Origin of the sequence: Streptomyces sp. NPDC007991 (assembly GCF_042958445.1) — a bacterium.
Classification (GTDB): domain Bacteria; phylum Actinomycetota; class Actinomycetes; order Streptomycetales; family Streptomycetaceae; genus Streptomyces.
This window is the reverse complement of sequence record NZ_JBIBJD010000017.1, coordinates 95,685-115,210: the sequence shown is the minus strand read 5'-3', so window position 1 is coordinate 115,210 and position 19,526 is coordinate 95,685. Positions and strand designations below refer to the sequence as shown.

Annotated in this window: 17 protein-coding genes; 15 read left to right on the top strand and 2 right to left on the bottom strand. The window is 71.5% G+C overall.

Annotated features, from left to right (window positions below):
- Nucleotides 1–154 precede the first annotated feature (154 nt).
- Complete coding sequence (gene bldD / locus ACFZDA_RS36660; protein ID WP_010046440.1) at nucleotides 155–658, bottom strand: transcriptional regulator BldD; 504 nt, start codon at nucleotides 656–658, stop codon at nucleotides 155–157.
- Nucleotides 659–924: 266 nt separating this feature from the next.
- Here bldD and pyrR point away from each other — a divergent pair, with 266 nt between their 5' ends.
- The 14 genes from pyrR (at nucleotide 925) to ACFZDA_RS36590 (ending at nucleotide 17,589) form a co-directional block, all read left to right on the top strand.
- On the top strand, nucleotides 925–1,491 hold the full coding sequence (gene pyrR / locus ACFZDA_RS36655; RefSeq protein ID WP_059420843.1) for a bifunctional pyr operon transcriptional regulator/uracil phosphoribosyltransferase PyrR: 567 nt from the start codon (nucleotides 925–927) through the stop codon (nucleotides 1,489–1,491).
- Nucleotides 1,492–1,591: 100 nt separating this feature from the next.
- Nucleotides 1,592–2,569, top strand: coding sequence for an aspartate carbamoyltransferase catalytic subunit (locus ACFZDA_RS36650; RefSeq protein WP_391090006.1), 978 nt, complete (start codon nucleotides 1,592–1,594; stop codon nucleotides 2,567–2,569).
- Between the two features lie 5 nt (nucleotides 2,570–2,574).
- On the top strand, nucleotides 2,575–3,861 hold the full coding sequence (locus tag ACFZDA_RS36645; protein WP_391090004.1) for a dihydroorotase: 1,287 nt from the start codon (nucleotides 2,575–2,577) through the stop codon (nucleotides 3,859–3,861).
- Nucleotides 3,858–4,427: a hypothetical protein gene (locus ACFZDA_RS36640; RefSeq protein WP_391090002.1), complete on the top strand. Its 570-nt coding sequence runs from the start codon at nucleotides 3,858–3,860 to the stop codon at nucleotides 4,425–4,427. The genes ACFZDA_RS36645 and ACFZDA_RS36640 overlap by 4 nt, the downstream gene beginning before the upstream one ends.
- Nucleotides 4,424–5,566: a glutamine-hydrolyzing carbamoyl-phosphate synthase small subunit gene (gene carA / locus ACFZDA_RS36635; protein ID WP_391090000.1), complete on the top strand. Its 1,143-nt coding sequence runs from the start codon at nucleotides 4,424–4,426 to the stop codon at nucleotides 5,564–5,566. Before ACFZDA_RS36640 ends, carA begins: the two co-directional genes overlap by 4 nt.
- Nucleotides 5,559–8,867 carry a carbamoyl-phosphate synthase large subunit gene (gene carB / locus ACFZDA_RS36630; RefSeq protein ID WP_391089999.1) on the top strand — a complete coding sequence of 1,103 codons (3,309 nt, stop codon included), beginning with the start codon at nucleotides 5,559–5,561 and terminating at the stop codon, nucleotides 8,865–8,867. Before carA ends, carB begins: the two co-directional genes overlap by 8 nt.
- A 72-nt stretch (nucleotides 8,868–8,939) precedes the next feature.
- Nucleotides 8,940–10,046: a quinone-dependent dihydroorotate dehydrogenase gene (locus ACFZDA_RS36625; RefSeq protein WP_391089996.1), complete on the top strand. Its 1,107-nt coding sequence runs from the start codon at nucleotides 8,940–8,942 to the stop codon at nucleotides 10,044–10,046.
- Nucleotides 10,043–10,888, top strand: a complete 846-nt coding sequence (gene pyrF / locus ACFZDA_RS36620) for an orotidine-5'-phosphate decarboxylase (RefSeq protein ID WP_391089994.1) — start codon at nucleotides 10,043–10,045, stop codon at nucleotides 10,886–10,888. The genes ACFZDA_RS36625 and pyrF overlap by 4 nt, the downstream gene beginning before the upstream one ends.
- 288 nt (nucleotides 10,889–11,176) lie before the next feature.
- Nucleotides 11,177–11,500 carry an integration host factor gene (locus ACFZDA_RS36615; RefSeq protein ID WP_003977346.1) on the top strand — a complete coding sequence of 108 codons (324 nt, stop codon included), beginning with the start codon at nucleotides 11,177–11,179 and terminating at the stop codon, nucleotides 11,498–11,500.
- Nucleotides 11,501–11,558: 58 nt separating this feature from the next.
- Nucleotides 11,559–12,152 carry a guanylate kinase gene (gmk, locus tag ACFZDA_RS36610; protein ID WP_391089992.1) on the top strand — a complete coding sequence of 198 codons (594 nt, stop codon included), beginning with the start codon at nucleotides 11,559–11,561 and terminating at the stop codon, nucleotides 12,150–12,152.
- A 71-nt stretch (nucleotides 12,153–12,223) separates the two neighbouring features.
- On the top strand, nucleotides 12,224–12,496 hold the full coding sequence (gene rpoZ, locus ACFZDA_RS36605) for a DNA-directed RNA polymerase subunit omega (protein ID WP_003988945.1): 273 nt from the start codon (nucleotides 12,224–12,226) through the stop codon (nucleotides 12,494–12,496).
- A gap of 124 nt (nucleotides 12,497–12,620) precedes the next feature.
- Complete coding sequence (gene coaBC, locus ACFZDA_RS36600) at nucleotides 12,621–13,823, top strand: bifunctional phosphopantothenoylcysteine decarboxylase/phosphopantothenate--cysteine ligase CoaBC (RefSeq protein ID WP_391090067.1); 1,203 nt, start codon at nucleotides 12,621–12,623, stop codon at nucleotides 13,821–13,823.
- 237 nt (nucleotides 13,824–14,060) lie between these two features.
- A complete protein-coding gene (metK, locus tag ACFZDA_RS36595; protein ID WP_391089990.1) occupies nucleotides 14,061–15,269 on the top strand; it encodes a methionine adenosyltransferase in 1,209 nt (402 codons plus the stop codon).
- Nucleotides 15,270–15,441: 172 nt separating this feature from the next.
- Nucleotides 15,442–17,589 (top strand): primosomal protein N', encoded by a 2,148-nt coding sequence (locus tag ACFZDA_RS36590; protein ID WP_391089988.1) that lies wholly within the window; start codon nucleotides 15,442–15,444, stop codon nucleotides 17,587–17,589.
- A 125-nt stretch (nucleotides 17,590–17,714) separates the two neighbouring features.
- Here ACFZDA_RS36590 and ACFZDA_RS36585 read toward each other — a convergent pair whose 3' ends face one another.
- Nucleotides 17,715–18,260, bottom strand: coding sequence for a hypothetical protein (locus ACFZDA_RS36585; RefSeq protein ID WP_391089986.1), 546 nt, complete (start codon nucleotides 18,258–18,260; stop codon nucleotides 17,715–17,717).
- 316 nt (nucleotides 18,261–18,576) lie between these two features.
- Between ACFZDA_RS36585 and fmt the strand changes: the two genes are divergently transcribed.
- Nucleotides 18,577–19,509, top strand: a complete 933-nt coding sequence (gene fmt, locus ACFZDA_RS36580; protein WP_391089984.1) for a methionyl-tRNA formyltransferase — start codon at nucleotides 18,577–18,579, stop codon at nucleotides 19,507–19,509.
- Nucleotides 19,510–19,526: the final 17 nt, after the last annotated feature.

Sequence of the window (19,526 nt, the reverse complement as noted above, 5' to 3'; positions counted from 1 at the left end):
GGCCCCCCGCTGGGTGAGGGCCGCGGGCCCGCGGGGTTCCCCGGGCGGGGGGGGCCCCGCCCCACACACGGGGGCGGGGGGGCCCAAACCCGTTCGGGTTGCGCCCACCCCGGCGGCACGTTTCTGCTGATCCCTCGGCTGCTCCCGGGGGCGGTCAGCCCTCCTCGTGGGTCGCCACCGCGCGGCGCGCGTCCGCGTCCAGGACGCCCCAGCTGATCAGCTGCTCGGTGAGGACCGAGGGCGACTGGTCGTAGATGACGGCGAGTGTGCGCAGGTCGTCCTGGCGGATCGAGAGCACCTTGCCGTTGTAGTCACCGCGCTGCGACTGGATCGTGGCCGCGTAGCGCTGAAGGGGGCCCGCCTTCTCGGCCGGCACCGTGGCCAGCCGCTCCAGGTCCAGGACCAGCTTCGGCGGCGGCTCGGCGGCGCCGCCCGGGGTCGTGCCCGGGAGCAGTTCCTGCACCGGAACGCCGTAGAAGTCCGCCAGCTCGGCAAGGCGCTGTACGGTCACGGCACGGTCGCCGCGCTCGTACGAACCGACCACGACCGCCTTCCAGCGTCCCTGGGACTTCTCCTCGACACCGTGGAGGGAAAGGCCCTGCTGGGTGCGGATCGCCCGGAGCTTGGCCCCGAGCTGTTTGGCGTATTCGCTGGACATATAGCTCCCCGGCACTGTGTCGACGCGTCTGGCGTGGGTGCCAGGCCGCGCGGCTGGTAACTCACTGTGAGGTTACGCAGCGTTACTCTGCCGCGTCAAGCCGAATGGTCCGCACCGGCTCTTCCGTGGTATCGGCACCCGGTTGGGCCGAGCGGGTGATCCGAGGGGGCCGTCCGAGTGAGGGTGAGGGCCTGCTACCGTGGATGGCGCAATCCCGACGTCCTTTAAGGTCCGTCCCGTGAGGCGGAGAAGGAGGTCCGTTTCGTATGGACACGCACGACTCGCAGTCCGATGCCCGGCCCGTTCTCGAAGGGCCCGACATCGCACGGGTACTGACCCGCATCGCCCACGAGATCGTCGAACGCGCGAAAGGCGCCGACGACGTGGTGCTCCTCGGCATTCCGACCCGGGGCGTCTTCCTCGCCCGGCGGATCGCCGACAAGCTCGAGCAGATCACCGAGCGCAAGGTTCCGTGCGGCTCGCTCGACATCACCATGTACCGCGACGACCTGCGCATGCACCCGCCGCGTGCGCTGGCCCGCACCGAGATCCCCGGTGACGGCATCGACGGCAAGCTGGTCGTCCTCGTCGACGACGTCCTCTTCTCCGGCCGCACCATCCGCGCCGCCCTCGACGCCCTGAACGACATCGGGCGCCCGCGCGCGGTGCAGCTCGCCGTCCTCGTCGACCGCGGTCACCGCGAACTGCCCATCCGCGCCGACTACGTCGGCAAGAACCTCCCCACGTCGTTGCGGGAGACGGTCAAGGTCCAGCTCGCCGAGGAGGACGGTCGCGACACCGTGCTGCTCGGTGCCAAGCAGACCGCCCAGTAGCGCTCCAGGCGTACGCCGCTGTCGTATGCCGGCTCAGTGCCCGCTCGCGCACCCGTCTGCCCCCTTTCTCCTGTTTGAACTGCCTTACGGAGCCTGACAGATGCAGCGTCATCTCATCTCGGCCGCCGACCTCACCCGCGACGACGCCGTCCTGATCCTCGACACCGCCGAGGAGATGGCCCGGGTCGCCGACCGGCCGATCAAGAAGCTGCCGACCCTGCGCGGCCGCACGATCGTGAACCTCTTCTTCGAGGACTCCACCCGGACCCGGATCTCCTTCGAGGCCGCCGAGAAGCGGCTCTCCGCGGACGTCATCAACTTCTCCGCCAAGGGTTCGAGCGTCTCCAAGGGCGAGTCCCTGAAGGACACCGCCCAGACGCTGGAGGCCATGGGCGTCGACGCCGTGGTCATCCGGCACGGCTCCTCGGGAGCCCCGTACCGGCTGGCGAACTCCGGCTGGATCGACGCGGTCGTCGTCAACGCCGGCGACGGCACCCACCAGCACCCCACCCAGGCCCTGCTGGACGCCTTCACCATGCGCCGCCGCCTGATCGGCCCGGACGCCGGCATCGGCCAGGACCTCGCCGGCAAGCGCATCACGATCGTCGGCGACGTCCTGCACAGCCGGGTCGCCCGCTCCAACGTCGACCTGCTGCACACCCTCGGCGCCGAGGTCACCCTCGTCGCCCCGCCGACCCTGCTGCCGGTCGGCATCGAGACCTGGCCCTGCGAGGTGTCGTACGACCTCGACAGCACGCTGCCCAAGTCCGACGCGGTGATGATGCTGCGCGTGCAGCGCGAGCGCATGAACGCCGCCTTCTTCCCGACCGAGCGCGAGTACTCCCGGCGCTACGGCCTCGACGGCGACCGCATGGCGCGGATGCCCGAGCACGCCGTCGTGATGCACCCCGGCCCGATGGTCCGCGGCATGGAGATCACCGCCGAGGTCGCCGACTCCGACCGCTGCACCGTCGTCGAGCAGGTGGCGAACGGAGTCTCCATCCGGATGGCCGTCCTGTACCTGCTGCTGGGCGGGAACGAACCCGCCGTCACCCAGACCCGTACCGAGGAGAAGTAAGACCGATGAGCAAGATCCTGATCCGTGGTGCGAAGGTGCTGGGCGGCGAGCCGCAGGACGTGCTGATCGACGGCGGGACCATCGCCGAGGTGGGCGCCGGTCTCAGCGCCGAGGGCGCCGAGGTCGTCGAGGCCGAGGGCAAGGTGCTCCTGCCGGGCCTGGTCGACCTGCACACGCATCTGCGTGAGCCGGGCCGCGAGGACTCCGAGACCGTCCTCACCGGTACGCGCGCCGCGGCCTCCGGCGGCTACACCACCGTCTTCGCCATGGCCAACACCTTCCCGGTCGCCGACACCGCCGGTGTCGTCGAGCAGGTCTGGCGGCTCGGCAAGGAGCACGGCTACTGCGACGTCCAGCCCATCGGTGCCGTCACCGTCGGACTGGAGGGCCGCAAGCTCGCCGAGCTGGGCGCCATGTACGAGTCGGCCGCCGGGGTCACCGTCTTCTCCGACGACGGCAAGTGCGTCCACGACGCCGTGATCATGCGCCGCGCCCTGGAGTACGTGAAGGCCTTCGGCGGTGTCGTCGCGCAGCACGCGCAGGAGCCGCGGCTGACCGAGGGCGCCGAGATGAACGAGGGCGTCGTCTCCGCCGAGCTGGGCCTTGGGGGCTGGCCCGCGGTGGCCGAAGAATCGATCATCGCCCGGGATGTCCTGCTCGCCGACCACGTCGGCTCCCGCGTCCACATCTGCCACCTGTCGACCGCCGGGTCCGTCGAGATCGTCCGCTGGGCCAAGTCCCGCGGCATCGCCGTCACCGCCGAGGTCACCCCGCACCACCTGCTCCTCACCGACGAGCTGGTCCGCACGTACAACCCCGTCTACAAGGTCAACCCGCCGCTGCGCACCGAGCGCGACGTGATGGCCCTGCGCGAGGCGCTCGCCGACGGCACGATCGACATCGTCGCCACCGACCACGCCCCGCACCCCCACGAGGACAAGGACTGCGAGTGGGCCGCGGCCGCCATGGGCATGGTGGGCCTGGAGACCGCGTTGTCAGTGGTGCAGGAGACCATGGTCGACACGGGCCTGCTGGACTGGGCCGGCGTCGCCGACCGGATGTCCGTCAAGCCCGCGCAGATCGGACAGGCCACGGGCCACGGCCGTCCCGTCTCGGCAGGTGAGCCCGCCAACCTCACCCTCGTCGACACGGCATACCGTGGGCTCGTGGAACCCGCGGGCTTCGCCTCGCGCAGCCGCAACACCCCCTACGAGGGGCGTGAGCTGCCGGGCCGTGTGACGCACACGTGGCTGCGGGGCAAGGCCACGCTCGTCGACGGGAAGCTCACGTGACACCTGTACTGCTGCTGGCCGCCGAGAAGGAATCGGCGCAAGTGACCGACTGGGCCGCCCGCATCGGCTGGGTCGTCGGCCTGGCCCTCTTCGTCGCGCTCGTCTACTGGCTGATGCGCGAGGGCTGGAAGTGGCGCGGCACGCTCCAGGGCGACCTGCCCGAGCTGCCCGTCACCCCGGACGAGACGGGCCCGGAGCGCCTGACGATGAGCGGCCGCTACCACGGCTCCACCACCGCCGGGCAGTGGCTCGACCGCATCGTCGCGCACGGCCTGGGCACCCGCAGCCGCGCCGAGCTGACGCTGACGGACGCCGGACTGGACGTCGTACGCCCGGGGGCGAGCGACTTCTTCGTCCCGGCCGCACAGCTGCGCGAGGCCCGGCTCGACAAGGGCATCGCCGGCAAGGTGCTCACCGAGGGCGGCCTGCTCGTCGTCACCTGGGAGCACGGCGACCGGCTGATCGACTCCGGCTTCCGCTCCGACCACGCGGCCGAGCACAACGCGTGGGCCGACACCATCAACTCCATGATCGAAACGAACAGCAGGGAAGGCGCCGAACGATGACCACCTCCACCAGGGGAGCCGCCAGAACTCCCGCCGTACTCGTCCTGGAGGACGGCCGGGTCTTCCGCGGCCGTGCCTACGGGGCCGTGGGGGAGACCTTCGGCGAAGCGGTGTTCTCCACCGGCATGACCGGCTACCAGGAGACCCTCACCGACCCCTCTTACCACCGCCAGGTCGTGGTGATGACCGCCCCGCACGTCGGCAACACCGGCGTCAATGACGAGGACCCCGAGTCCAAGCGCATCTGGGTCTCCGGGTACGTCGTGCGCGACCCCGCGCGCGTGCCGTCCAACTGGCGCTCGCGGCGCTCGCTGGACGAGGAGCTGGCGGCGCAGGGCGTCGTCGGCATCTCCGGCATCGACACCCGCGCCCTCACCCGCCACCTGCGTGAGCGCGGCGCGATGCGCGTGGGCATCTTCAGCGGCGATGCCGTCCGGGACGACAGCGCACTCCTCGCGCGCGTGCGGGAAGCCCCGCAGATGAAGGGCGCGAACCTCTCCGCCGAGGTCGCCACCACCGAGCCGTACGTCGTCCCGGCGATCGGCGAGAAGAAGTTCACCGTCGCCGCCGTCGACCTCGGCATCAAGGGCATGACCCCGCACCGCATGGCCGAGCGCGGCATCGAGGTGCACGTGCTCCCGGCGACCGCGACCGTCGAGGACGTCTACGCGGTGAACCCGGACGGCGTCTTCTTCTCCAACGGCCCCGGCGACCCCGCCACCGCCGACCACCCCGTCTCCGTGATGCGGGGCGTCCTGGAGCGCGGCACCCCGCTGTTCGGCATCTGCTTCGGCAACCAGATCCTGGGACGCGCGCTCGGCTTCGGCACCTACAAGCTGAAGTACGGCCACCGCGGCATCAACCAGCCCGTGCAGGACCGCACGACCGGCAAGGTCGAGGTCACCGCGCACAACCACGGCTTCGCCGTCGACGCCCCGCTGGAGAAGGTCTCCGAGACCCCCTTCGGCCGCGCCGAGGTGTCCCACGTCTGCCTGAACGACAACGTGGTGGAGGGGCTCCAGCTCCTCGACCGCCCCGCCTTCAGCGTCCAGTACCACCCCGAAGCGGCAGCCGGCCCGCACGACGCCGCCTACCTGTTCGACCGCTTCGTTTCCCTGATGGAGGGCCAGCGTGCCTAAGCGCACCGATATCCAGTCCGTCCTGGTCATCGGCTCCGGCCCGATCGTCATCGGCCAGGCCGCCGAGTTCGACTACTCCGGCACGCAGGCGTGCCGCGTCCTGAAGGCCGAGGGCCTCAGGGTCGTCCTGGTGAACTCCAACCCGGCGACGATCATGACCGACCCGGAGATCGCCGACGCCACCTACGTCGAGCCCATCACCCCCGAGTTCGTCGAGAAGATCATCGCCAAGGAGCGCCCGGACGCGCTGCTGCCCACCCTGGGCGGCCAGACGGCCCTCAACACCGCGATCTCGCTGCACGAGGCGGGGACGCTCGACAAGTACGGCGTCGAGCTGATCGGCGCCAACGTCGAGGCCATCCACAAGGGCGAGGACCGCGACCAGTTCAAGGAGGTCGTGGAGGAGGTCCGCAAGAAGATCGGCCACGGCGAGTCCGCCCGGTCCTACATCTGCCACTCCATGGACGACGTCCTCAGGGGCGTCGAGGAGCTCGGCGGCTACCCGGTCGTCGTCCGCCCGTCCTTCACCATGGGCGGCGCCGGCTCCGGCTTCGCCCACGACGAGGAGGAGCTGCGCCGCATCGCGGGCACCGGCCTCACGCTCTCGCCGACCACCGAGGTGCTCCTGGAGGAGTCCATCCTCGGCTGGAAGGAGTACGAGCTGGAGCTGATGCGCGACAAGCACGACAACGTCGTGGTCGTCTGCTCCATCGAGAACTTCGACCCGATGGGCGTGCACACCGGTGACTCGATCACCGTCGCCCCGGCGATGACGCTCACCGACCGCGAGTACCAGACCCTGCGGGACATCGGCATCGCCGTCATCCGCGAAGTCGGCGTCGACACCGGCGGCTGCAACATCCAGTTCGCGGTGAACCCCGAGGACGGCCGGGTCATCGTCATCGAGATGAACCCGCGTGTGTCGCGTTCCTCGGCGCTCGCCTCCAAGGCCACCGGCTTCCCGATCGCCAAGATCGCCGCCAAGCTCGCCGTCGGCTACACGCTGGACGAGATCCCGAACGACATCACGCAGGAGACCCCCGCCTCCTTCGAGCCCACGCTCGACTACGTGGTCGTCAAGGCCCCGCGCTTCGCCTTCGAGAAGTTCCCGAGCGCGGACTCCACCCTCACCACCACCATGAAGTCGGTCGGCGAGGCCATGGCCATCGGCCGCAACTTCACCGAGGCCTTCCAGAAGGCCCTGCGCTCGCTGGAGAAGAAGGGCAGCCAGTTCACCTTCGTCGGCGACCCCGGCGACAAGGACGAGCTGCTCCGCGAGGCGGTGCGCCCCACCGACGGCCGGATCAACACGGTCATGCAGGCCATCCGCGCGGGCGCCACGCCCGAGGAGGTCTTCGCGTACACGAAGATCGACCCCTGGTTCGTCGATCAGCTCTTCCTGATCAAGGAGATCGCGGACGAGCTGGCCGAGGCGCCCGAGCTCACCCCCGACCTCCTCGCCGAGGCCAAGCGGCACGGCTTCTCCGACACGCAGATCGGCGAGATCCGAGGCCTGCGCGAGGACGTCGTCCGCGAGGTCCGGCACGCGCTCGGCGTCCGCCCGGTCTACAAGACGGTCGACACCTGCGCCGCCGAGTTCGCCGCGAAGACGCCGTACTTCTACTCCTCCTACGACGAGGAGACCGAGGTCGCGCCCCGCGAGAAGCCGGCCGTCATCATCCTGGGCTCCGGCCCGAACCGCATCGGGCAGGGCATCGAGTTCGACTACTCCTGCGTCCACGCCTCCTTCGCGCTGAGCGACGCGGGCTACGAGACGGTGATGGTCAACTGCAACCCCGAGACCGTCTCCACGGACTACGACACCTCCGACCGCCTGTACTTCGAGCCGCTGACGCTGGAAGACGTGCTGGAGATCGTCCACGCCGAGCAGCAGGCCGGCCCGGTCGCGGGTGTCGTCGTCCAACTCGGCGGCCAGACCCCGCTGGGCCTGTCGCAGGCGCTGAAGGACAACGGCGTGCCGATCGTCGGCACGCCCCCGGAGGCCATCCACGCCGCCGAGGACCGGGGCGCCTTCGGCCGGGTCCTGAAGGAGGCCGGCCTCCCGGCCCCCAAGCACGGCACCGCCACCACCTTCGCCGAGGCCAAGGCCATCGCCGACGAGATCGGCTACCCGGTCCTGGTGCGCCCCTCGTACGTCCTCGGCGGGCGCGGCATGGAGATCGTCTACGACGAGACGCGCCTGGAGGCGTACATCGCCGAGTCGACGGAGATCAGCCCGTCCCGTCCGGTCCTGGTCGACCGGTTCCTGGACGACGCGATCGAGATCGACGTCGACGCGCTCTACGACGGTCAGGAGCTGTACCTCGGCGGCGTCATGGAGCACATCGAGGAGGCCGGCATCCACTCCGGCGACTCGGCGTGCGCCCTGCCCCCGATCACGCTCGGCGGCTTCGACATCAAGCGCCTGCGCGCCTCCACGGAGGGCATCGCGAAGGGCGTCGGGGTGCGCGGCCTGATCAACATCCAGTTCGCGCTGGCGGGCGACATCCTCTACGTCCTGGAGGCCAACCCGCGCGCCTCCCGCACCGTCCCCTTCACCTCCAAGGCGACCGCGGTGCCGCTGGCGAAGGCCGCCGCCCGCATCTCGCTCGGCGCGACCATCGCCGAGCTGCGCGCCGAGGGCCTGCTGCCGGCCGGCGGCGACGGCGGCGAGCTGCCGTTCGACGCGCCGATCTCCGTGAAGGAGGCCGTCATGCCGTGGTCGCGCTTCCGCGACATCCACGGCCGCGGCGTCGACACGGTCCTCGGCCCGGAGATGCGCTCCACCGGCGAGGTCATGGGCATCGACTCCGTCTTCGGCACGGCGTACGCCAAGTCGCAGGCGGGCGCCTACGGCCCGCTGCCCACGAAGGGACGCGCCTTCATCTCGGTCGCCAACCGCGACAAGCGCTCGATGATCTTCCCGGCCCGAGAGCTGGTCGCGCACGGCTTCGAGCTGCTCGCCACCTCCGGCACAGCCGAGGTTCTCAAGCGCAACGGCATCAACGCCACCATCGTGCGCAAGCAGTCCGAGGGCACCGGCCCGAACGGCGAGAAGACCATCGTCCAGCTCATCCACGACGGCGAGGTCGACCTCATCGTCAACACCCCGTACGGCACCGGTGGCCGCCTCGACGGCTACGACATCCGCACGGCGGCCGTGGCACGCTCCGTGCCCTGCCTGACGACGGTCCAGGCGCTCGCGGCGGCGGTGCAGGGCATCGACGCCCTCAACCGCGGCGACGTGGGCGTCCGCTCGCTCCAGGAACACGCGGAACACCTGACCGCGGCCCGCGACTAGCAGCCGAAGAGGGGGACACCGGCAACGGTGTCCCCCTCTTCGTGAGGACGCCCATGTCTTCGTGAGGACACCATGTACAAGATCTTCTTCAGTCTGCTCTTCAAGCGGATGGACCCGGAGCAGGCCCACCACCTCGCCTTCCGCTGGATCCGCGTGGCCGCCCGCGTGCCCGTGCTGCGCACCTTCCTCGCGGCCGCCCTCGCGCCCCGCCACAAGGAACTGCGCACGGAGGCCTTCGGGCTGCGCATGCACGGCCCCTTCGGGCTCGCCGCGGGCTTCGACAAGAACGCGGTCGGCATCGACGGCATGGCGATGCTCGGCTTCGACCACGTCGAGATCGGCACGGTCACCGGCGAACCACAGCCCGGCAACCCCAAGCAGCGGCTGTTCCGCCTGGTCAAGGACCGGGCGCTGATCAACCGCATGGGCTTCAACAACGACGGCTCGCTCCGCGTCGCCGCCCGTCTGGCCTCCCGGACGCCCGTCTTCAAGACCGTCGTCGGCGTCAACATCGGCAAGACCAAGGTCGTACCCGAACAGGAGGCCGTCGCGGACTACGTGAAGTCCGCCGAGCGGCTCGCGCCCTACGCCGACTACCTCGTGGTCAACGTCTCCTCCCCGAACACCCCCGGCCTGCGCAACCTCCAGGCCGCACAGGCGCTGCGCCCCCTGCTGAGCGCCGTACGCGAGGCCGCCGACCGCGCGGTGGCCGCGCGGCGCGTCCCGCTCCTGGTCAAGATCGCGCCGGACCTCGCCGACGACGACATCGACGCCGTCGCCGACCTCGCCGTGGAACTCGGCCTGGACGGCATCATCGCCACGAACACCACCATCGCGCGCGAGGGACTCGGCCTGAGGTCCGACCCCGCCCTGGTCAAGGAGACCGGCGGCCTGTCCGGCGCACCCCTGAAGGAACGCTCCCTGGAGGTCCTGCGCCGCCTCTACGCGCGCGTGGGCGACCGGATCACCCTGGTGGGCGTCGGCGGCGTCGAGAACGCCGAGGACGCCTGGCAGCGCATCCTGGCCGGTGCCACGCTGGTCCAGGGGTACAGCGCCTTCATCTACGAGGGGCCCTTCTACGCCCGCGCCCTTCACAAGGGGCTCGCCGCGCGCCTGCGCACGAGCCCGTACGCCACGCTCGCCGACGCGGTGGGCGCCGACGTGAGGAAGACGGCATGAGTGGTCTCGAACCCTTCGGCGTCCGGCTGCGCCGTGCCATGGACGAGCGCGGCCCGCTCTGCGTCGGCATCGACCCGCACGCCTCCCTGCTCGCGGAGTGGGGCCTCGACGACGACGTGACGGGCCTGGAGCGGTTCAGCCGCACGGTCGTGGAGGCGGTGGCCGACCGGGTCGCCGTGCTCAAGCCGCAGAGCGCGTTCTTCGAGCGGTTCGGCTCGCGCGGCCTCGCCGTCCTGGAGAAGTCGGTGGCCGAGGCGCGGGCGGCGGGCGCGCTGGTCGTGATGGACGCCAAGCGCGGCGACATCGGCTCGACGATGGCCGCGTACGCCGAGTCCTTCCTGCACAAGGACGCCCCGCTGTTCTCCGACGCGCTGACCGTCTCGCCCTACCTGGGCTACGGCTCGCTGAGCCCGGCCGTCGCGCTGGCCCGGGAGAACGGCGCCGGGCTGTTCGTGCTGGCCCTGACCTCCAACCCGGAGGGCGGCGAGGTCCAGCACGCCGTGCGCTCCGACGGCCGGAACGTCGGAGCGACCATGCTCGCGCACCTGGCCGCCGAGAACGCGGGGGAGGAGCCCCTGGGCTCCTTCGGCGCCGTCGTCGGCGCCACCCTCGGCGATCTGTCGTCGTACGACCTGGACATCAACGGCCCGCTCCTCGCGCCCGGCATCGGCGCCCAGGGGGCGACGCCGGCCGATCTTCCCCAGGTCTTCGGTGCGGCGGTGCGCAACGTCGTGCCGAACGTCAGCCGGGGAGTGCTGCGCCACGGTCCCGACGCGGTCGCGCTGCGTGACGCCGCGGAACGCTTCGCGGAGGAGATCCGGCACGCCGTGACGTCCGCCTGACCTCCTCCTGACCGCCTCCTGGCCTCTTCCGGAGTCCTCCGATGAGTGGTCCGAAGCGCGCTTGAGTCTGAATACATCCTCAAATCCGGGGCAGTATGTCCTAAATGTCCGTTCAGATGAAGGCTGACCAGGACTTTTCCGCTGTTCTCGCTGACTCTGGCGGACTTGCCCGCTAGTCTCCGACGAGAGTGAACGGGCAAGCGTGTTGCTCGTGGCTCCCCAGGTGTGGGGCGACTAGGTTCCTCACCGGTCCGTATCCGACAGTTCGACATCCGAGGTGACGTAGGCGTGGCTCTTCCGCCCCTTACCCCTGAACAGCGCGCAGCCGCGCTCGAAAAGGCCGCCGCGGCTCGCCGGGAGCGGGCCGAGGTCAAGAATCGACTCAAGCACTCCGGCGCCTCTCTTCACGAGGTCATCAAGCAGGGCCAGGAGAACGACGTCATCGGCAAGATGAAGGTCTCCGCCCTCCTCGAGTCCCTGCCGGGCGTGGGCAAGGTCCGCGCCAAGCAGATCATGGAGCGACTCGGTATCTCCGAGAGCCGCCGCGTGCGGGGTCTCGGTTCCAACCAGATCGCCTCCCTCGAGCGTGAGTTCGGCAGCACCGGTTCCTGAACCGGGAAGTCCGGGGGAGCGAGTCCCGGGCACTCCGGGTTTGCTGGATAATCGCTGCATGGCTGCAACACCCCGGGGGACCACCCCCGTGCCCCCGGACGTACGTCCGCGGCTGACCGTGCTCTCCGGCCCCTCCGGGGTCGGCAAGAGCACGGTCGTCGCCCATATGCGCAAGGAACATCCCGAGGTCTGGCTCTCGGTGTCGGCGACGACCCGCAAGCCCCGCCCCGGCGAGAAGCCCGGAGTCCACTACTTCTTCGTCACCGACGACGAGATGGACAAGCTGATCGCCAACGGCGAACTGCTGGAGTGGGCCGAGTTCGCGGGCAACCGCTACGGCACACCGCGTGCGGCCGTACAGGAGCGCCTGGAGAAGGGCGAGCCCGTACTCCTCGAGATCGACCTCCAGGGCGCCCGGCTGGTCCGGGAGTCGATGCCCGAGGCCCAGCTGGTGTTCCTGGCTCCCCCCTCCTGGGAGGAGCTGGTGCGCAGACTCACCGGGCGGGGCACCGAACCGCCCGAGGTCATCGAGCGCCGGCTCGCCGCGGCGAAGATCGAACTGGCCGCCGAGCCCGAGTTCGATACGACCCTGGTCAACACCTCCGTCGAGGACGTGGCTCGCGAGCTGCTAGCCTTGATGGACGTGGTGTGACCATCGCTGATCGTTTCCGGGTCTCGCTGATCATCCCGACAGAATCTTTCCCATCCATCGGAAGGTAGAGCGTGTCCTCTTCCATCTCCGCGCCCGAGGGCATCATCAACCCGCCGATCGACGAGCTCCTCGAGGCCACCGACTCGAAGTACAGCCTCGTGATCTACGCGGCCAAGCGGGCCCGCCAGATCAACGCGTACTACTCGCAGCTCGGCGAGGGTCTCCTCGAGTACGTCGGTCCTCTCGTCGACACCCACGTCCACGAGAAGCCGCTCTCGATCGCCCTTCGCGAGATCAACGCGGGGCTGCTGACGTCCGAGGCCGTCGAGGGCCCGGCGCAGTAAGTGCTGTTTACAGCGTGACGCTGACTTTTCCACAGGCCCGGCAGGCCGACTGCCGGGCCTGTGGTGTGTCATGGAGTCGTACGGTGGGCCGGTCGCCGAGGTCCGGGGAGAGACGGGGAGAGACGTGGACAAGCCGAAGGTCGTGCTGGGGGTCAGCGGCGGCATCGCCGCGTACAAGGCCTGTGAGCTGCTGCGGCGGCTGACGGAGTCGGGCCATGACGTGCGCGTGGTGCCCACCGCCTCCGCGTTGCACTTCGTCGGCGCCGCCACGTGGTCCGCCCTCTCCGGAAACCCGGTCTCCACCGAGGTGTGGGACGAGGTGCACGAGGTCCCGCACGTCCGCATCGGGCAGCACGCCGACCTGGTCGTCGTCGCCCCCGCCACCGCCGACCTGCTCGCCAGGGCGGCCCACGGCCTCGCCGACGACCTGCTCACCAACACCCTGCTCACCGCCCGCTGCCCGGTCGTCTTCGCCCCCGCCATGCACATGGAGATGTGGGAGCACCCGGCCACCCGGGAGAACGTGGCGACGCTGCGCCGCCGCGGCGCACTCGTCATCGAACCGGCCGTGGGCCGCCTCACCGGCGTCGACACCGGCAAGGGCCGGCTGCCCGACCCCGGCGAGATCTTCGAGGTCTGCCGCCGGGTGCTGGCCCGCGGAGTGACCGAGCCCGACCTGAAGGGCCGGCATGTCGTGGTCAGTGCCGGCGGCACCCGCGAGCCCCTGGACCCCGTCCGGTTCCTCGGCAACCGCTCCTCCGGCAAGCAGGGCTACGCCCTCGCCCGCACCGCGGCGGCCCGTGGCGCCCGCGTCACGCTGATCGCGGCCAACAGCGCCCTGCCCGACCCGGCCGGCGTGGACGTCGTGCCCGTGGGCACCGCCGTGCAGCTGCGCGAGGCGGTGCTGCGGGCCTCCGCCGACGCCGACGCGGTGGTCATGGCGGCGGCGGTGGCGGACTTCCGCCCGGCGGCCTACGCGGCCGGGAAGATCAAGAAGAAGGACGACCGGGAGCCGGAGCCGATCACCCTGGTACGGAATCCGGACATCCTCGCGGAGATCTCCGCCGCGCGCGCCCGCCCCGGACAGGTGATCGTCGGCTTCGCGGCGGAGACCGACGACGTGCTCGCCAACGGCCGCGCGAAACTGAAGCGCAAGGGCTGTGATCTGCTGGTGGTGAACGAGGTCGGGGAGAGCAGAACCTTCGGTTCCGAGGAGAACGAGGCCGTCGTCCTCGGCACCGACGGCAGTGAGACCGCGGTGCCCCACGGCCCCAAGGAAGCCCTGGCCGAAACCGTATGGGACCTGGTGGTCGAGCGCCTCCGCTGATGTTTCAGTCACCCTGCGACACCGTGAAACCCGGCCGATCGGGGCGTGGCGCCTCTGGCCAACGCGGCTCGGCATTGGGCAGAATGCCTGTGCCGCAGGTCACAGCACTTCCGAGTGGCGAGACAGGAGGGCCGTGGCCGAAGCGTGACCGATAAACTGTTCCACGGACGGCGCCGGGTGCAGCCCCCGCCGTCCGCCAATGATCAGCCAGCAGCCGCTGCAACCCCAGGGAGCGTTGTGTCCCGTCGTCTGTTCACCTCGGAGTCCGTGACCGAGGGTCACCCCGACAAGATCGCTGACCAGATCAGCGACACCATTCTCGACGCGCTGCTCCGCGAGGACCCGACCTCCCGGGTCGCCGTCGAGACCTTGATCACGACCGGCCTGGTGCATGTGGCCGGTGAGGTCACCACCAAGACGTACGCGGACATCGCGACGCTGGTCCGGAGCAAGATCCTCGAAATCGGCTACGACTCCTCCAAGAAGGGCTTCGACGGCGCCTCCTGCGGTGTCTCGGTGTCGATCGGCGCGCAGTCCCCGGACATCGCCCAGGGCGTGGACACGGCGTACGAGTCCCGTGTCGAGGGCGACGAGGACGAGCTCGACAAGCAGGGCGCGGGCGACCAGGGCCTGATGTTCGGCTACGCGACGGACGAGACGCCGACGCTGATGCCGCTGCCGATCTTCCTGGCCCACCGCCTGTCGAAGCGCCTGTCCGACGTCCGCAAGAACGGCACGATCCCCTACCTGCGCCCGGACGGCAAGACGCAGGTCACCATCGAGTACGACGGCGACAAGGCGGTCCGTCTGGACACCGTCGTGGTCTCCTCGCAGCACGCCTCCGACATCGACCTGGACTCGCTCCTGGCTCCGGACATCAAGGAGTTCGTCGTCGACCCGGAGCTCAAGGCGCTGCTCGACGAGGGCATCAAGATCGACACGGAGGACTACCGCCTCCTGGTCAACCCCACCGGCCGCTTCGAGATCGGCGGACCCATGGGTGACGCCGGCCTGACCGGCCGCAAGATCATCATCGACACCTACGGAGGCATGGCCCGCCACGGCGGCGGCGCCTTCTCCGGCAAGGACCCGTCCAAGGTCGACCGCTCCGCGGCGTACGCGATGCGCTGGGTCGCCAAGAACGTGGTCGCAGCGGGTCTCGCGACCCGCTGCGAGGTCCAGGTGGCGTACGCCATCGGCAAGGCCGAGCCGGTCGGACTGTTCGTCGAGACCTTCGGCACCGCCAAGGTCGACACGGAGAAGATCGAGAAGGCGATCGACGACGTCTTCGACCTTCGCCCGGCCGCCATCATCCGCGACCTCGACCTGCTCCGCCCGATCTACTCCCAGACGGCGGCCTACGGCCACTTCGGCCGCGAGCTTCCCGAGTTCACCTGGGAGCGGACGGACCGCGTGGACGCGCTGCGCAAGGCCGTGGGTCTGTAAGTCCCGGCACGACGGCGGGCCCGCGCGGGCCCGCCGCCGTCGCGGCACCTCGCGAGGCCCGGCACCCTTCGGGGCGCCGGGCCTCGTCGTGCGTGCGGTGTGCGTCCGGAGCGCGGGCGGCGGGGTACTCGGGACCCGCCGGATGTCAGTGGCGTTTGGTAAGAATGCAAGCGTGAGCAGCGAGAACGAACAGGCGGACGGTGGCGCGGAGGGTGCGCCGCCCGAGCAGCTCGCGCTCATCCGGGAGAGTGTGCGCAAGGCCAAGACACCCCGCGCCAAGCCGCGGACCTGGCGGGGGGCCGCGCTCGCCAAGGACCGGCCCGTCGCGCGGGTGCTCGTCGACAAGGGCGTGCTCCATCTCGACCGGTACTTCGACTACGCGGTGCCCGAGGAGCTGGACGAGCAGGCCCAGCCGGGCGTGCGGGTGCGGGTGCGGTTCGGGGCCGGGCGGCACCGGGTGCGGGACGGGCGGCGCGAGGGCGGCGGACTGATCGACGGATTCCTCGTCGAGCGGCTGGCCGAGTCCGACTACTCCGGGCCGCTGGCCGCCCTCGCCCAGGTCGTGTCGCCCGAGCGGGTCCTGAGCGAGGAACTGCTGGGGCTGGCCCGGGCGGTCGCCGACCGGTACGCGGGCAGCCTCGCCGACGTCCTGCAACTCGCGGTGCCGCCGCGCAACGCCCGGGCCGAGCAGCGCCCCTCGCCCGCACCGCTGCCGCCGCCCCCGGCGCCCGAGCCGGGTTCCTGGCAGCGGTACGAGCAGGGGCCGGCCTTCCTGGAGTCGCTGGCCTCGGGCGGTGCGCCACGGGCCGTGTGGAACACGCTGCCCGGCCCGGAGTGGAGCCAGGAGCTGGCCCGGGCCGTGGGGGCGACGCTGGCCTCCGGCCGCGGGGCGCTCGTGGTCCTGCCCGACGGGCGGGCGGTCGCGCGGGTCGACGCCGCCCTGACCGCCCTGCTGGGGGAGGGGCGGCACGCGGTGCTCACCGCCGACGCGGGGCCCGAGAAGCGGTACGCGCAGTGGCTCGCGGTCCGGCGGGGCTCCGTCCGGGCCGTGATCGGGACCCGTGCCGCGATGTTCGCACCCGTCCAGGACCTCGGGCTGGTCGCCATCTGGGACGACGGGGACGACAGCCACAGCGAGCAGCACGCCCCGCAGCCCCACGCGCGTGAGGTGCTGCTGCTGCGGGCCGCCCAGGACAAGTGCGGCTTCCTGCTGGGCAGCTGGGGCTGCACGGTGGAGGCCGCGCAGCTCGTCGAGAGCGGATGGGCGCGCCCGCTGGTCGCCGGGCGTGACCAGGTGCGCGCCACCGCCCCGCTCGTCCGCACCGTCGGGGACGGGGACCTCGCACGGGACGAGGCCGCCCGGGCCGCCCGGCTGCCGACCCTCGCCTGGCAGGTCGTCAGGGAGGGCCTGCGGCACGGCCCGGTGCTCGTGCAGGTGCCCCGGCGGGGATACGTGCCACGCATGGCGTGCGCCGGCTGCCGGGCGCCCGCGCGCTGCCGGCACTGCTCCGGCCCGCTGGAGACGCGGGACGGCGGTGCGTTGTGCTGCGGGTGGTGCGGCCGTGAGGAGAGCGGCTGGCACTGCCCGGAGTGCGGCGCCTTCCGGCTGCGCGCGTCGGTGGTGGGCGCCCGGCGGACCGCCGAGGAACTCGGCCGGGCCTTCCCCGCCGTTCCGGTGCGGACCTCGGGTCGTGAACACGTGCTCGACACGGTGCCGGGGGCGCCCGCGCTGGTCGTGAGTACGCCGGGGGCCGAGCCCGTCGCCGAGGGCGGGTACGCGGCCGCGCTGCTGCTGGACGGGTGGGCCATGCTCGGGCGGCCCGACCTGCGGGCCGGGGAGGACGCGTTGCGGCGGTGGATCGCGGCCGGCTCGCTCGTCCGGCCACAGCCGGCCGGCGGCACGGTGGTGGTCGTGGCCGAGCCGACGCTGCGGCCCGTCCAGGCGCTCGTACGGTGGGACCCCGTCGGCCATGCGGTGCGGGAACTCGCCGAGCGGGCCGAGCTGGGGTTTCCGCCGGTGTCGCGGATGGCGGCCGTGTCGGGGCCGGCCCAGGAGGTGGCCGGGTTCCTCCGTGCCGCCGAACTGCCGCCGCAGGCCGAGGTGCTGGGGCCGGTGCCGTTGCCCGTCCCCGCGGCGGGGCGACCGCGGCGGGCGGGGGCGCCGCCGCCCGGGGAGCAGTGGGAGCGGGCGTTGGTCAGGGTGCCGCCGGGGAAGGGCGCCGCGCTGGCCGCCGCGCTGAAGGCGGCGCAGGCCGCGCGGATGGCCCGGGGGAGTGCGGAGCCTGTGTGGGTGCGGATCGATCCGGCTGATATCGGGTGAGCCGGTGGGGCGGGGCGGTGGCTGCGGTCCTTGCCCGAGCCCCTGCCGCTGTGCGTTCCGTGTACAAGGCCGCCGCTCTCCCGGACGTATCGGGAGGGCAGCGGCCTGGCGGGGCGGGGTGCGACTCAGCCGTTGCGCGGGCCGGGGAAGGCCGTCGGCCTCGCCTCGTCGCGCAGGGCCGGGCTGCCCGCCGTCGGCTGGGTGGGCATGGAGCGGGCCGCGGGGACCGTCGGGACCGTGGGGAGGCCGGTGTTCACACTGACCGTGCGGGAGCCCGACGGCTCCGGTGTGCGCTCCGCCTCGGCCGCGGCCGGCTGGGCCGCGGCCCGGCGTGCGCCGTACCGGCGGTGGACCGCCTGTTTGGTGACTCCGAGCGCGGAGCCCACCGCGTCCCACGAGAAGCCGAGTGAGCGGTCGAAGTCCACGGCCGCCGTCACCAGGGTCTCGACACTGTCCCGCAGCTCCTGGGCGAGACGTACCGTCGGTGCGGGGGCTCGTCCGTAGACGACGAAGCCCGTGGAGGGGCCGGAGCGGCGCGGGCGGTAGACATTGCCCAGCTGGGCGGTGAGTGTGCGCAGTGCGTCCACCTGCCGGCGGACCCGCTCGATGTCCCGCACCAGCAAGTGCAGGCTGGCCCGAGCCTGGGCGTCGTGGGTTGCGTGGTCGGCCATGAACAAGCCTCTCGAACCGGCGTTGAAAGGAAGAGGCCGCGATCGCGGCCCGGTGTGGTCAACTCTGTCTTGACCAACGCGGATTCGCTCCGCGGGTCACGGTGTGGGGGCGTGGGGGCATATTCGTGCGCCCGTTTGCGCGGGGTGTGCGCCTCGGCGTTCGGCCTCTGTCTCCCACCCGCGCACCACCGGTAACTCTCCGCCGTGGCCCGGCTCTCCCGTGGGTGGCCGGGCGCCGTCGGCGGCTTTCCGCGTCCGGCTCATAGACTTGGGCGTCGCCCGTCGTCGTCCCCACCCGAGAGGCCCCCACCACCCCATGAAGCTCGTCTTCGCCGGTACACCCGAGGTCGCCGTCCCCGCTCTGGACGCTCTCCTCGCCTCCGAGCGGCACGAGGTGGCCGCTGTCGTCACGCGGCCCGACGCGCCGGCCGGGCGGGGGCGCAGGCTCGTCGCGTCGCCCGTCGCCGAGCGGGCCGAGGAGGCCGGGATCGAGGTGCTGAAGCCCGCGAAGCCGAAGGACCCCGAGTTCCTGGAGCGGCTGCGGGAGATCGGCCCGGACTGCTGTCCCGTCGTCGCCTACGGCGCGCTGCTGCCCCGGGTCGCCCTCGACGTCCCCGCGCACGGCTGGGTCAATCTGCACTTCTCCCTGCTGCCGGCCTGGCGCGGTGCCGCGCCCGTGCAGCACGCCATCATGGCCGGGGACGAGATCACCGGGGCTTCCACCTTCCTGATCGAGGAGGGGCTCGACTCCGGGCCGGTGTACGGGACGGTCACCGAGGAGATCCGGCCCACCGACACGAGCGGGGATCTGCTGACGCGGCTGGCCTTCGCCGGTGCCGGGCTGCTCGCGGCGACCATGGACGGGATCGAGGACGGCACGGTGAAGGCCGTACCGCAGCCGGCCGAGGGGATCAGCCTGGCCCCGAAGGTCAACGTCGAGGACGCCCACATCGACTGGAGCGCGCCCGCGCTGCGCGTCGACCGGATGGTGCGGGGCTGCACTCCCGCGCCCGGCGCCTGGACCACGTTCCGCGGTGAGCGGCTCAAGCTCATCCAGGTCGCCCCCGTGCCGGACCGGACGGACCTCGCCCCGGGGCAGATCTCCGCCGGGAAGAACAACGTGTACGTCGGCACCGGCTCGTACGCCGTCGAGCTGGTGTGGGTGCAGGCCCAGGGCAAGAAGCCGATGCGCGCGGCGGACTGGGCACGCGGGGTGCGGATCGCCGAGGGCGAGCGGCTCGGGGGCTGACACGGCGGCACGTCCGG

Coding starts and splice junctions, on each gene's coding strand:
- bldD (WP_010046440.1), bottom strand. CDS start 658: ATGTCCAGCGAATACGCCAAACAGCTCGGGGCCAAGCTCCGGGCGATC.
- pyrR (WP_059420843.1), top strand. CDS start 925: ATGGACACGCACGACTCGCAGTCCGATGCCCGGCCCGTTCTCGAAGGG.
- ACFZDA_RS36650 (WP_391090006.1), top strand. CDS start 1,592: ATGCAGCGTCATCTCATCTCGGCCGCCGACCTCACCCGCGACGACGCC.
- ACFZDA_RS36645 (WP_391090004.1), top strand. CDS start 2,575: ATGAGCAAGATCCTGATCCGTGGTGCGAAGGTGCTGGGCGGCGAGCCG.
- carA (WP_391090000.1), top strand. CDS start 4,424: ATGACCACCTCCACCAGGGGAGCCGCCAGAACTCCCGCCGTACTCGTC.
- ACFZDA_RS36625 (WP_391089996.1), top strand. CDS start 8,940: ATGTACAAGATCTTCTTCAGTCTGCTCTTCAAGCGGATGGACCCGGAG.
- pyrF (WP_391089994.1), top strand. CDS start 10,043: ATGAGTGGTCTCGAACCCTTCGGCGTCCGGCTGCGCCGTGCCATGGAC.
- gmk (WP_391089992.1), top strand. CDS start 11,559: ATGGCTGCAACACCCCGGGGGACCACCCCCGTGCCCCCGGACGTACGT.
- ACFZDA_RS36585 (WP_391089986.1), bottom strand. CDS start 18,260: ATGGCCGACCACGCAACCCACGACGCCCAGGCTCGGGCCAGCCTGCAC.
- fmt (WP_391089984.1), top strand. CDS start 18,577: ATGAAGCTCGTCTTCGCCGGTACACCCGAGGTCGCCGTCCCCGCTCTG.